Source organism: Sporomusa rhizae, from assembly GCF_041428845.1.
In the GTDB taxonomy this organism is placed as follows: domain Bacteria; phylum Bacillota; class Negativicutes; order Sporomusales; family Sporomusaceae; genus Sporomusa; species Sporomusa rhizae.
Map to the genome: position 1 here is coordinate 2,218,912 of NZ_CP156925.1, position 12,554 is coordinate 2,231,465.

At 43.2% G+C, this 12,554-nt stretch carries 16 protein-coding genes; all 16 read left to right on the forward strand.

All coding sequences use genetic code 11. From position 1 onward, the window contains the following. Positions 1–57: 57 nt before the first annotated feature. The 16 genes from SRRS_RS10075 to SRRS_RS10150 all read left to right on the forward strand — a co-directional run bounded on the left by SRRS_RS10075 (position 58) and on the right by SRRS_RS10150 (position 12,497). Complete coding sequence (locus SRRS_RS10075) at positions 58–507, forward strand: Lrp/AsnC family transcriptional regulator (protein WP_371368440.1); 450 nt, start codon at positions 58–60, stop codon at positions 505–507. Positions 508–556: 49 nt separating this feature from the next. After that, complete coding sequence (locus SRRS_RS10080; protein WP_371368442.1) at positions 557–1,042, forward strand: AsnC family transcriptional regulator; 486 nt, start codon at positions 557–559, stop codon at positions 1,040–1,042. Beyond that, on the forward strand, positions 1,039–1,422 hold the full coding sequence (locus SRRS_RS10085) for a phosphate acyltransferase (RefSeq protein ID WP_371368444.1): 384 nt from the start codon (positions 1,039–1,041) through the stop codon (positions 1,420–1,422). The genes SRRS_RS10080 and SRRS_RS10085 overlap by 4 nt, the downstream gene beginning before the upstream one ends. 265 nt (positions 1,423–1,687) lie before the next feature. After that, a complete protein-coding gene (locus tag SRRS_RS10090; protein ID WP_371368446.1) occupies positions 1,688–2,764 on the forward strand; it encodes a ferredoxin oxidoreductase in 1,077 nt (358 codons plus the stop codon). 20 nt (positions 2,765–2,784) lie between these two features. Further along, on the forward strand, positions 2,785–3,555 hold the full coding sequence (locus SRRS_RS10095) for a thiamine pyrophosphate-dependent enzyme (RefSeq protein WP_371368447.1): 771 nt from the start codon (positions 2,785–2,787) through the stop codon (positions 3,553–3,555). Between the two features lie 3 nt (positions 3,556–3,558). Continuing rightward, positions 3,559–4,275 (forward strand): 2-oxoacid:acceptor oxidoreductase family protein, encoded by a 717-nt coding sequence (locus SRRS_RS10100; protein WP_371368449.1) that lies wholly within the window; start codon positions 3,559–3,561, stop codon positions 4,273–4,275. A 12-nt stretch (positions 4,276–4,287) separates the two neighbouring features. Beyond that, positions 4,288–4,536: a 4Fe-4S binding protein gene (locus SRRS_RS10105; RefSeq protein WP_371368451.1), complete on the forward strand. Its 249-nt coding sequence runs from the start codon at positions 4,288–4,290 to the stop codon at positions 4,534–4,536. Positions 4,537–4,614: 78 nt separating this feature from the next. Next, positions 4,615–5,589 carry a polyprenyl synthetase family protein gene (locus SRRS_RS10110; protein WP_371368452.1) on the forward strand — a complete coding sequence of 325 codons (975 nt, stop codon included), beginning with the start codon at positions 4,615–4,617 and terminating at the stop codon, positions 5,587–5,589. A gap of 168 nt (positions 5,590–5,757) precedes the next feature. Next, positions 5,758–5,967, forward strand: coding sequence for a twin-arginine translocase TatA/TatE family subunit (locus SRRS_RS10115; protein WP_371368454.1), 210 nt, complete (start codon positions 5,758–5,760; stop codon positions 5,965–5,967). Between the two features lie 9 nt (positions 5,968–5,976). Beyond that, positions 5,977–6,816 carry a twin-arginine translocase subunit TatC gene (gene tatC / locus SRRS_RS10120; RefSeq protein ID WP_371368456.1) on the forward strand — a complete coding sequence of 280 codons (840 nt, stop codon included), beginning with the start codon at positions 5,977–5,979 and terminating at the stop codon, positions 6,814–6,816. A 31-nt stretch (positions 6,817–6,847) separates the two neighbouring features. Next, positions 6,848–8,308, forward strand: a complete 1,461-nt coding sequence (locus SRRS_RS10125; RefSeq protein WP_371368458.1) for a menaquinone biosynthesis decarboxylase — start codon at positions 6,848–6,850, stop codon at positions 8,306–8,308. Then, complete coding sequence (locus SRRS_RS10130) at positions 8,301–9,158, forward strand: UbiA-like polyprenyltransferase (protein ID WP_371368460.1); 858 nt, start codon at positions 8,301–8,303, stop codon at positions 9,156–9,158. Before SRRS_RS10125 ends, SRRS_RS10130 begins: the two co-directional genes overlap by 8 nt. Before the next feature lie 236 nt (positions 9,159–9,394). After that, positions 9,395–10,027: a cyclodeaminase/cyclohydrolase family protein gene (locus tag SRRS_RS10135; protein WP_371368461.1), complete on the forward strand. Its 633-nt coding sequence runs from the start codon at positions 9,395–9,397 to the stop codon at positions 10,025–10,027. Positions 10,028–10,045: 18 nt separating this feature from the next. Continuing rightward, positions 10,046–10,909 carry a bifunctional 5,10-methylenetetrahydrofolate dehydrogenase/5,10-methenyltetrahydrofolate cyclohydrolase gene (locus SRRS_RS10140; protein ID WP_371368463.1) on the forward strand — a complete coding sequence of 288 codons (864 nt, stop codon included), beginning with the start codon at positions 10,046–10,048 and terminating at the stop codon, positions 10,907–10,909. A gap of 53 nt (positions 10,910–10,962) precedes the next feature. Further along, positions 10,963–11,610, forward strand: a complete 648-nt coding sequence (locus SRRS_RS10145) for a DUF3786 domain-containing protein (protein WP_371368465.1) — start codon at positions 10,963–10,965, stop codon at positions 11,608–11,610. 116 nt (positions 11,611–11,726) lie between these two features. Next, the gene (locus SRRS_RS10150) at positions 11,727–12,497 is read left to right on the forward strand and encodes an AAA family ATPase (RefSeq protein ID WP_371368467.1); all 771 of its coding nucleotides are present in this window, start codon (positions 11,727–11,729) and stop codon (positions 12,495–12,497) included. Positions 12,498–12,554 lie beyond the last annotated feature (57 nt).

The following is a 12,554-nucleotide window of genomic DNA, read 5'->3' on the forward strand; positions in this document are numbered from 1 at the left end:
TACGGAGGGACAGTCAGCCGGCTGTCCCTTAATTTTCGTCAAAACCTGGAGGGGTATATGCTGACTGATTTTGATAAAGAATTGCTTAATGTAATTCAAACAAAGCTCCCTCTTGAGCCTTGTCCGTTTGCAAAAGTAGCAGAGTGGCTGAATGTTGATGAAGCCACTGTTTTGGAACGATTATCTTGGCTTAAGGAAAATGGCTACATCAGGCGTATGGGAGCTTTTTTTGATTCCGCATGTTTGGGTTATGTAAGCACATTGGCAGCGGCTAGAGTACGACCGGAACATGTAAGCTCAGTTGCGCAAGCTATTAATTCCTACCAGGGTGTAACACATAACTATGAGCGCGAAGGGCAATATAACCTCTGGTTTACTCTACTCACTCCTGAACAGACCGAACAGGAGCGAACGCTCACGGCTATACGCAATCTGCCGGGGGTTGATGCATTAATCAGTCTTCCGGCAGTTGAAAAATTCAAGGTAAGCGTAGAGTTCAATTTATAAGAAAAATCAGACTGTTTAAAATACTATCAAGTGGTCGGTGAGGTGCCTTATGCTAGATAACCTGGACAAGAAGATTATTGCAGTTATGCAAGAAGATTTTCCGTTAGTTGCTGAACCATATAAGGAATTAGCGGCTAAGATTGGGATTAATGAGCAAGAACTTCTGACACGATTGGAGAAATACCGTCAATCTGGGCAACTTAGGAAAATGGGTGCGGTGCTTAAGCATCGGGAAGTGGGTTTTGCCGCCAATGCTCTTTGTGCTTGGAAAGTTCCGCAATCACGTCTCGGTGAAGTTGGACGACTTATGTCAGGTTATCGCACGGTTACCCATTGTTACTCCCGCATGGAACAACCGGAGTGGCCTTATAATTTTTATACAATGCTGCATGCACATACGCGGGCGGAATGTCAGATGTTAGCCGCTGAATTAGCTCAGGCGGCAGGCCTTGAAGGTTATATTTTATTATTCAGTACCCGGGAATGGAAAAAAACCAGTATGAGTTATTTTCCCGCCTATCTGAAAAAGGAGTGATAGAATATGGCCGGGCTGCCGTTGCGGTAGTTAACCCTGATATGCAGGCTACTCTAGATGCCGCCGCGCTTGCCAAGATGGCAGATCACGGTCAGATTAAGGGTGCTTTGATTGATGGTCCTTTAGCGCTTGATAATGCTATCAATTTCGAGGCGGCAAAGCATAAAGGTATTAGCAGTCCTGTTGCCGGCATGGCCGATATTTTGATTACACCCGACATTGAAGCAGGCAATATGCTTGGCAAATCATTGGTTTATATAGCTAACGGCAAAATAGCCGGTCTAATCTTAGGCGCTGCCAAACCTGTAGTGGTGACCTCGCGGGCAGATAGTTATGAAGCTAAAATCATGTCTATTGCTTTAGGAGCCCTGTTTGCTTAACATAGCAATGTCTAGATTATTATATGGATGAATTTTTTTAGTAATAAAATTTTATAGATTTAACTTAGTATATAGAAACGGTATGTACTGGGTATGATATGAAGGTGGGGAAAATATACCCACCTTCATATTATTTTACTTCGCGCACTCCCTAGCTTTACTACTGTCCATAAAGCCATTTGTGGGCGGCAGTCAGGCTATGGTCTGAGTAGTTTCAGTCAAAATCTGAAACTACACAAGGTTACATATTTCAGGAGGTGCTCTTATGGCCGAAGTTTCACTGAAAGGTGAACAAAGAGTTTTTATGACAGGCAATGAGGTGTGTGCCTGGGCTGCGGTGGCAGCTAAAGCCGATATTATGTATGGCTATCCAATCACCCCGCAAAATGAGATTATGCATTATTGGACAAGACTTGCTCCCAAGCACGGCAAACGCTTCCTCCAGACAGAAGATGAAATCTCTGCCGGTTTTACCACTCTTGGTGGCGTTATGACAGGCAGAAAGGCCTTTACGGCTACTGCAGGTCCTGGAAATGTACTTATGCAGGAATCGGCTGGTATGGCCGAAATGATGCGTTTGCCAATCGTGTACATAATTCAGCAGCGGGGCGGTCCCTCGACAGCCACTGTAATTTATGCACAGCAAGAAACAACCCTAACCACTTTCGGCGGTAATGGCGAAGGGCATCGTATTGTTTATTCAACCGCTACCCATCAAGAATTATTTGATTACACGATAAAAGCATTTAATTCCGCCTGGAAATACCGTTTTCCTACCTTTGTATTGGGTGACGGTTATCAGGCAAAAATGCGCGAACCGTTAACCATATATGATCCGGAAGAAAAGGGAATGTCTTTGGTTAAACCGGAAGCCATCCTTGGCGATACTGAAAAGCCGGGGCGTGAAATTAAGCATCTTCGTAATACGTACAATACCGAAGATGAATTATACGAAGTGGTAATGAAGAACCAGCATGAATGGGATAAAATGGCTGGAGAAGTCGTTGAATGGGATGCCAAGGGGTGTGAAGATGCGGAGGTAATACTCATTACTCATGGTATCGTATCCCGCGCAGCCCTAACCGCCTATAATCAATTGCGGTCTCAGGGCAAAAAAGTCGGATATTTCCGTCCGATTACTGTGCGTCCTTTCCCAGGTAAAGAGCTAAAAGAAGCTATTAAAGGTGCTAAGAAGCTGCTTGTCGCGGAATCAGCCTACGGGCAGCTTTTGAAGCTTGTTCAACAAGAAATTTTCGGCAGTACTATCGAGCTTGTCCCCATGCTTCGACCGGGTGTTGGTATTACCACTGAAGAAATCCTTGAAGAATATAACAAACTGTAGAAACAGGAGGGAGGACTACCATGCAAGAGTTAAATGAAAAAGGCATTCTCCAGCCGGCCATTCCGACAAGCTGGAATGAAGATACAAAACCCCATAAGTTCTGTCCGGGCTGTGGCCATGGTATTATCTTGAAATGTCTTGGTGAGGCCATTGATGAACTGGGGATAAAAGACAAAATGGTATTTGGCTGTGATATTGGTTGTTCACTTTTGGCCTGGGATTTTTTTAATGTGGATACTGTTCAAACCCATCACGGGCGGACTACTCCGGTAATTACCGGTATGAAACGAGCCAATGAGGATATTGTCGGTGTTGCCTATATGGGAGACGGCGGCGGCTACGCAATTGGTTCTCAGCATTTATTTAATGCGGCTGTCCGCGGAGAAAAAATTACTGTAATTTTGTGCAACAACTGTAACTATGGTATGACCGGCGGACAGATGGCACCAACAACGTTGCCTGGTATGAAAACAGAAACTACTCCCTATGGCCGTGATGTTGAGCAAACCGGACATCCGACCAAAGGACCGGAAATGGTTGCGGCAGTAGCCCCTGAAGGTGCGTATGTTGCTCGGGGTACCATTGCTAATGCCCGCCAACTCAAGGGGTTCATTAAAAAAGCGTTACAAAATCAAATTGACGGTAATGGTTTTTCTTTTGTAGAATGCCTGTCCTCCTGTCCCACTAACTGGCGTACTAATGCTAAACAAACATGGGAATTTGTTGAAAAAGATATGGCTCAATACTTTAAAGTCGGCGAACTGCGTACGCCGCAAGTAAAGGAGGGCTAAACAATGGCAAAAGTTATAAAAGTTGCAATAGCCGGCGAAGGTGGACAAGGGGTTCAGTCAATTGCTGAAATACTGGCTGAAGCGGCAAATGAAGAAGGGAAAAACGCCTTATATATTCCTAACTTCGGAGTGGAGCAGCGCGGTGGTGTTTCTATTGCTTTTGTGCAGGTAAGTGATGGCGAAATTGGTGCACCTAAGTTTCAGAAGGCAGATATTCTTATTCCTGTAAGTCCACGTGCTGTAGAGCGTACCAAAACATATGCAGGCAAAGATACCGTGTATATTTACGATAATTCTTTGATCCAAGAAGGCGAAGTAAATGACAACATTATTGGTCTTCAATATTTTGACGTAACCCCGCCTTGTCCTACGGCAGAACATCCTAACGCCGATTTGCCGCAAGACTTGATCGCGGGGGAACCAAAAACCTGTTCATTTACTAAGCCGGGGCCGGGGGTAGATCCTGATGATATTCCTGAAGTTAAGAAAGTTGTAGCCATCCCAGCCAATGATATTGCTAAAAATGAAATGCATCCACGCGTTTTCAACGTAATTATCCTGGGCGCTGTAATTGCAGCAACTGAAGTGCTGCCGATGGATAGCATCAAGCGAGCACTTGAAACTAAACTTGGTGACAAATTTAATAAAAATCCCGAACTTCGTGAGATGAACTTCAAGGCTCTTGAACGCGGTTATCAACTCATTAAAAGTGCGATGTAAGGAGGGGAAAAAATGGCTAAAGTTAACTGGAAATCAGCAAAATATGACAGTGAAAAAGGCCTCTGGGCAAATTTCCCTAACCTATGCAAAGGATGTGGCTTATGCATAGAGAAATGTCCTGTTAAGTGTATAAGTTGGTCGGAGGATTTGGGTGTCTACGGCACGCCGCGCGTAGAGGCAGATATGAAAAAGTGTATTGTCTGCGGCATTTGTCAAATGGTTTGCCCGGATTGCGCAATTCGTGTGGAAAAAAATAAATAAAACGTATTATTATGGTAGACGATTGCCAGCATAATGGTGTATTATAGAAACAGATTTTGTCTTGTAGGTGATTATCTAGTGAGCAAATTCCCAAACAACATATTTGATATAGTTCAAGATGACCTCGTGGCAGTGGAGCAGGAACTGTATTCTATAATACAATCTCCGGTAGACTTAGTTAACGACATTAGTGTGCATTTGGTGCAGGCGGGCGGTAAACGCTTACGACCCGCCTTGTTTCTGTTATGTGCCCGTGGCGGCTGTCCTGATCACAACAAATTGCTGCCGTTGGCAGTTGCTATTGAACTCATTCATATGGCAACTTTAGTCCATGATGATGTTATTGATGATGCTTCAACCCGCCGGGGGCGTCCGACGGCTAATGCCCGGTGGGGTAATTATAGCTCTGTGTTAACAGGTGATTATCTGTTTGCCAAAGCATTTTCAGCCGTCGCTGTTGGCGCTGACAAAGAGATGCTGAAGGTTTTGACAGATGTAATTTCTGTTATGTGTGAAGGCGAAATTGATCAAATGAAAGAATCCTTTAATCCGGATCAGGATGAGGCTGATTACCGGCTTAGGGTTGCACAAAAAACGGCAGATTTTATCGCTGCTAGTTGTGAGCTGGGCGCTATGGCTGCCGGACTCGATGAAAGAGAAGTTGTTCAGGTGAAGGAGTATGGGAATGCAATAGGTATGGCCTTCCAAATTACTGATGATATTTTAGATATCACAGCTTCCGCCGAACAACTGGGTAAACCGGTTGGCAACGACCTGCGGCAGGGGATAGTAACATTGCCTGTTATTTATGCTCTGAAGAATAGTCCTGATCGAGATGAATTGAGAAACATTATTATAAAGCAGAACATGACCGATAATGATGTTAAACGAGGACTGGAAATTATCCACCAAACGGAAGCGATAGAATACAGTTATGCTCAAGTAAATAAATATTTGCAGCATGCACGTAATATTTTGCCGCCGACATTGAGCAGCGAAGTAAAAGAAGCATTAGTAGCGGTCGCTGATTTTGTGGGACTGCGCAAATATTAACTTGGATAGAAATATAAATTTCCTAACAGCGAATTGCGGCTCTCCTTTATACCGTCCAGCATTAGGACAGGCAAGGCGGCCGTTTTTTCCTGTTATTTTGCCACATTGTGTTTTTGGGGACTGGCAGGTATAATATGTGTGTAAGTATGAACAAAGGGGATGGTAATAATGTTTAGTTTCAGCATGCCAGAATTAGTTTTAATATTAGTAATTGCCTTAATTGTATTTGGTCCTGGCAAACTACCCGAAGTTGGTAAGGCTATTGGCAAGGGTATTCAAGAATTTCGTCGGGCCAGCACTGATATTACTAATCCAAAAGAGGAACCGATTAAAGTTGAGGCTAAACCTGACGTTAAGCAACCTGACGAGAAAAAGTGAGGGTGTTTGATGCCAGAATACACGCGTGATGAAAATACGCCGGTACAGGCGGAACCGGAAACTGATGTTCTAATTTATAGTGATAAGGTTATTCGGGAAAACGACTCACCGGCTGAATCCTTTGCTGAAGAAGAGTCCATAGAAGAAGAGCAGCCCCAAAATTCAATGTCTCTAATTGGACACCTGGAAGAACTACGCCGCCGTATAATTATTATGATAGCGGCAATTGCGATTGGTAGTATTGGCTGCTATTTTTATGCTGCTGAGATTACGGGATTGATAACGGCTCCGGCAGGAAAACTCTATTATATGAATCCGGCAGAAGCTTTTTTTACTTATCTTAAAGTTTCTTTCTTTGCCGGATTTCTAATTGCGCTTCCGGTGGTTATGTATCAACTATGGTCTTTTATTGTGCCGGCTATGACTAATAATGAACGCACTGCCGGTATTTTTTTGGTGCCTGCTTCCATTATTTTGTTTTTTGTCGGTTTAGTATTTTCTTACTACTTAGTTTTGCCGGCCGGAATTAAGTTTTTTATGGGGTTTGCCACAGAGAATCTTCAACCGATGTTTTCAATCGGGCAATATCTATCGTTTGTCGTTTCCTTTTTGATTCCGTTCGGATTCATTTTTGAATTGCCCTTATTTATATTGGTTATGGCGCGAATGGGGATTATCAGTTCGACTTTTCTTGCAGCTAAACGCAAATTGGTGCTTGTAATGTCGTTTGTCGTTGGGGCAGTAATTTCACCGACGCCTGATGTCTTTTCCCAAACCATGATTGCAGTTCCAATGATTCTACTCTATGAAGTTAGTTTACTAATCGTAAAATACATATTGAAGAAATAATTATCTCGTAGTTTGAAAGGAGTATTTCAATTTGGCCTATAATGACCTACGGGAATTTATTACTGAACTAGAGTCGAGAGGCTGGCTTAAACGTATTACTCAGCCTGTCGACTGCGAACTGGAAATTACTGAAATTACCGACCGGATCTCAAAGATGAAAGGAGATAAAAACGTTGCCTTGCTGTTCGAAAACGTGAAAGGCTATGATATGCCTGTATTAATGAATGCTTTTGGCAGTATGGAACGTATGGCTTTAGCACTTGGGGTCGAGAAGATTGACGATATTGCCCAGGAAATAAGGCAGATATTGAAACTCCCCTATATTTCGCTTCAAAATAAGATGGATTTGATAAAAATTATCCCAGCGGCAAAAAGGGCAATCAACTTCCCCAAGTATGTGAAACACGCTCCGTGTAAAGAGGTTATCATTAAGGATAAACCGTCTTTGGCCAGGTTTCCGATTCTCAAATGTTGGCCGGGAGATGCAGGGCGGTTTATAACACTGCCGTTAGTATTTACTAAAAATCCGCTTACTGGCAAACGCAATGTTGGCATGTATCGTTTGCAGGTATTTGATGAGAATACTACGGGGATGCATTGGCATATTCATAAAAACGGTGCCGAAAACTATCGTGCCCATCAGGAATTGGGTAAAGATAAGATTGAGGTAGCCGTTGCCATTGGTGGCGATCCTGTGATAACCTATTCGGCTACAGCTCCTTTGCCGCGGGATATTGATGAAATGGTATTTGCCGGTTTCTTAAGGAAAAAATCAGTTGAGATGGTTAAATGTGAGACCGTTGATATTGAAGTGCCGGCAGGCTCGGAAATTATCCTCGAAGGCTATGTCAATATGGATGAATTAAGAGTAGAGGGGCCGTTTGGCGACCATACGGGCTACTATTCTCTTGCTGATGAGTACCCTGTTTTTCATATTACCTGCATAACCCACCGGAAGAATCCTATTTATCCGGCAACAATCGTAGGTAAGCCGCCAATGGAAGACTGTTTTTTGGCTAAAGCGACAGAACGCATTTTTTTACCTCTACTGCAGACGCAACTTCCCGAAATTATTGATATTAATCTGCCATTAGAAGGTGTATTCCATAATTGTGCGGTAGTATCAATTAAAAAGAGCTATCCCCAGCATGCTAAAAAGGTAATGCATGCCATGTGGGGGATGGGACAAATGATGTTTACGAAAATGATTATTGTTGTTGATGCTCATGTCAACGTGCAAGATATGAACGAGGTTTGGTGGAGGGTGTTTAACAATATTGATGCCAGGCGCGATATTGTTATGGTTGATGGACCGCTGGATGTTCTTGATCATTCCTCACCAATGCCTAACTGGGGGACAAAAGTAGGGATAGATGCGACCAAGACTTGGGCGCAAGAGGGGCAAACCCGGGAATGGCCTGATGAAATTACCATGTCGGACGAAATAAAAAAAGTAGTTGACAGTAAGTGGAAGGATTTGGGCCTTGAGTAAGCTAAAGGCCCACTTGGAAAATATTGCGTTGTCCCACTCTGTTTTTGCATTGCCTTTTGCTTATATGGGCGGCTTTTTAGCAGCCGGCGGCTTGCCAACAATACATGATCTCCTTTGGATTACGTTAGCCATGATTGGGGCGCGTAGTGCCGCTTTAGCCCTTAATAATTTGATAGACTTAAAGTATGACCGTTTGCATCCGCGCTTCACCCAGCGTCCCATGGTTACTGGCAAAGTTAAACAATGGGAGGCAGTGGGACTAATTGTAGGTAGTTTATTGCTGTTTCTGTTGGCCGCAGCGCAGCTTCAACCATTATGTCTAAAACTGTGGCCATTGGCGTTGGTGCCATTAGTGATCTATCCGTACATGAAACGTTTTTCATGGACATGCCACCTGGTGTTAGGATTGGCTCTGGCAGTAGCGCCGGTGGGTTCCTGGGTAGCTGTTAGGGGAGATATATCCCTTGTTGCTGTTACCTTGGGATTGTCGGTTGGAATATGGATTGCGGCATTTGATGTAATATACGGCTGTCAGGATGTTGCCTTTGACAAAGCTCATGGATTAAATTCAATGCCTGTTCGGTTTGGTGTTGACGGAGCTTTAAGAATAGCAAGAGTTATGCATACCTTTAGCATTCTTGGTTTTATCCTTGTGGGTGTGATTGTCGGTTTGCCAACGATTTATTATTTGGGTGTTATTATCGCGGCGACTGTTCTAATTTATCAACATCTGATTGTCAGTCCGACTGATTTAAGTCAGGTTACACAACGGTACTTTATGCGTAATGGATTGGTTGGAGTTGTATTGTTTTTTACTACAGTTATAGCTTTAATGAAAAGCAATTATTAATTTTTTTATTTGTGTCTTCCTGAATTCTGACAGGAAGGCACATTTTATTTTATGCTCAAAGTCGACAATGTTTGACAATAATATTTTTTTGCGACAATTAAAAATTAGCAGGATTTTTAGAATATAAAGCGAATTTTTTCCATTGGAATGTATGTGAAATAACAAACTAATTAATTTTGAAACTTTTTTGCAGTTGTTATTTCAAAAAAGAACGGAAGGATTGGGAGGAAAAAATCATGAGTATGTTAGACAAATCTTGCTCCGATTTTCTTGAAGTGCTGGCCTCAAAGGCTCCGGTACCTGGCGGCGGCGGTGCTGCAGCTCTTGGCGGTGCTATCGGGATGGCTCTTTCCAACATGGTCGGCAATTTAACTGTAGGCAAAAAGAAATACGCCGAAGTAGAAGATGAAGTCAAAGAGTTAATCATTAAAGGCGAAAAAGTAATTGCTGATTTAAAACATTTAGTGGATGAGGACGCTGCGGTGTTTGAGCCTCTTTCCAAAGCTTATGGATTGCCAAAAGATACTCCGGAGCAAATCGCTTATAAAGAACAGGTTATGGAGAAATGTTCTAAAGATGCCTGCGAAGGGCCTATGGAAATTATGCGTAAATGCTTCGAAGGTATCAAAATCCATGAACGTATGGGGCAAATTGGTACTAACTTGGCAATTTCCGATGTAGGCTGCGGTGTTGTTTTCTTAAAATCGGCTCTTATCAGCGGTATGCTTAATGTTGTTATTAATCTTAACACCATTAAGGATCAGGAATATGTTAATAAAAATCGGGCGGAAATGGAAAAATTGCTGGCTGAAGGCTCTAAGATCGCTGATGCCACCCTGGAATTAGTGCTTAACAAAATAAAGAAATAGAAATAGGAGGAATCTGGAATGGCCGAAAGATTAGCCGGTAAAGCGGTCGCCGATGCCATGAAAACGGAACTTGCACAGAAGGTAGAAGCGATCAAGGCAAAAGGGATTACTCCCAAGTTAGGCATTATCCGGGTTGGTGCTCGTCCTGACGACCTTTTCTATGAAGGCGGAGCAAAAAAGACCTGTGATTCTATAGGAATGGCTTATCAAGTTTTCGAGTATCCCGCAGACATTGAGCAAGCCGCCTTTGAAAAAGCGGTGATGGAAGTGGGTGCTGACAAAGAAATTAATGGTATTTTGATGTTTGCACCGCTGCCCAAGCAATTAGATGAGAAGAAAATTCGCAGTTTGATTCCGGTGGAAAAAGATGTTGACTGTATGACTATCGGCAGTGCAGCTAAGGTTTACACCGATGATCCTACCGGCTTCCCTCCTTGCACACCTACTGCTTGTATGGATATACTCAAATTCTATAATATTTCTTTAAAAGGAAAAAAAGCTGTTGTACTGGGGCGTTCTCAAGTAGTTGGTAAACCTGTTGCTATGCTGCTTCTTCGGGAACATGCAACTGTAACAATTTGCCACTCCCGTACCGATAATTTACCGGCAGTTTGTGCGGATGCCGATATTCTTATTGCTGCTGTCGGTCGTGCCAAGATGGTTAAAGCTAACTTTGTTAGACCTGGTCAAGTAGTAATTGACGTAGGTATTAACGAAGATCCGGATAATCCTGGCAAGTATTGTGGAGACGTGGATTATGCCGAGGTAGAGCCGATAGTTGAAAAAATCACTCCGGTTCCCGGCGGCGTTGGCTCAGTAACCACTGTCGTGCTTTGTAAACAAACGATCCAGGCTTGCGAAATGCAAAATGGCTTAGTTTAAGTAAAGATAACAACCTTCGATAATTCTCTTAATTGTACTAGGAGGCACGTTTGATGCAAACAGATAACAGCACTCCCCAGCATCTGCAAAATGGCTATCAACTGGCTTATGAAAAAGCTTGCGCTGGTCTCGCCGCGAATAACCCTGAAGCAATGGCTACAAACAGTGGCGCTGAATTTGATAGTAATAAGAGTCTTTTTACTATTAAATATCTAAAGGACGTATATACCGTAAGTTATCCTGAAGGCGAGGTAAACTTTGCTGGACGTCAGGATTTTGTGCCGGTGGCTGCTAAAGTTGTATTGCTGCATTATTTGCTCACTGCAGGCGGACAGCCCTTATCTGGACAGCTAGTTTCTTTTAAAGAAATTCCAGGTGGTATGATTTATTTACAGCCCTTTAATGGTCGGGTATTGGGCTTCTTTAAAGCGGTTTTTGGCAAGAAAGCCAATCTTCTAACCCAAGCAGGTGAAAAGCTTGGCGGACAAATTGCGCGCTTTGGCGATGCTGCTGTCACCCTGAATGTTTTGCCTCAGCTTCCAATTACCTATGTTATCTGGGAAGGTGACGAAGAGTTTCCGGCTAATGCGACGGCATTATTTGACTTCACGGCTCAGTACTATCTGCCAACCGAAGATTTAGTAGTGGCGGCTGCGGCTGGCGCCAGTTTGTTAAGCAAGACGGCCAAAACTCTGAGCTAAACAAATTGGCACAATGTCTAATTAACTTGCCAAATATTTCCACAAATAAAGGTAATACGAAATTTTCCGCGAATATCTATCCTTAGATAGAAACACGTAGCGGAGGAGGTGAAGATTTGAAAATCGCAGTCTCCGGCAAAGGCGGCGTCGGTAAAACGTCTGTCTCTGCCAGTTTAGCTAAATTATTTGCCTGTGCGGGTCGCAGGGTTTATGCAGTAGACGCCGATCCTGATGCAAGCTTAGGTCTTGCGCTAGGTATTCCTGATGATATCTTGGCTAAAGTAATTCCGCTAATTGACATGGAGGAAGTGATTAAGGAGAAAAGCGCCGGTGGTGGATTGCTCTACAGCCTTAATCCCGACGTCGATGACATATTAGATGAGTATTCCATTAGCGTGGGTAACATCAAGTTTTTAAGGATGGGCGCTGTTAAACCGGGCGGGTCGGCATGTTATTGCCGTGAAAATGCTTTTTTATTCTCAGTTGTTGACTCCCTGATTTTGGATAAAGAGGATGTAGTTATCCTTGATATGGGGGCAGGAATTGAACATCTTACCCGGGGCACATCAAAAGGCATGGATCTTATGATTGTGGTTACTGAAGCAAGCAAGACCAGTGTTCAGACAGCTAGGGTGGTAATGCAGTTAGCTAAAGATTTGGGCATTGAAGCAATAAAGGTAGTTGCTAATAAAATTCGTTCTCCCAAAGAAGAAAAATTCATCCAGGAACAGTTTACGGCTCAAGAACTGTTAGGCGTCATTCGTTTTGATGACGAGCTGCTGGATGTTGCTCTCGGAAACGAAGCAGACATACTTACCGGAGCCTTTAAAGCGAGTATGGAAGAAATTTATTCACGCGTCATTACAGACTGCCAAGACAAAAAGTAATGCAGTAAGACAAGAACCAACGCAGTCTGAAATAATTAAAAAAAGGGGGATTTAGAT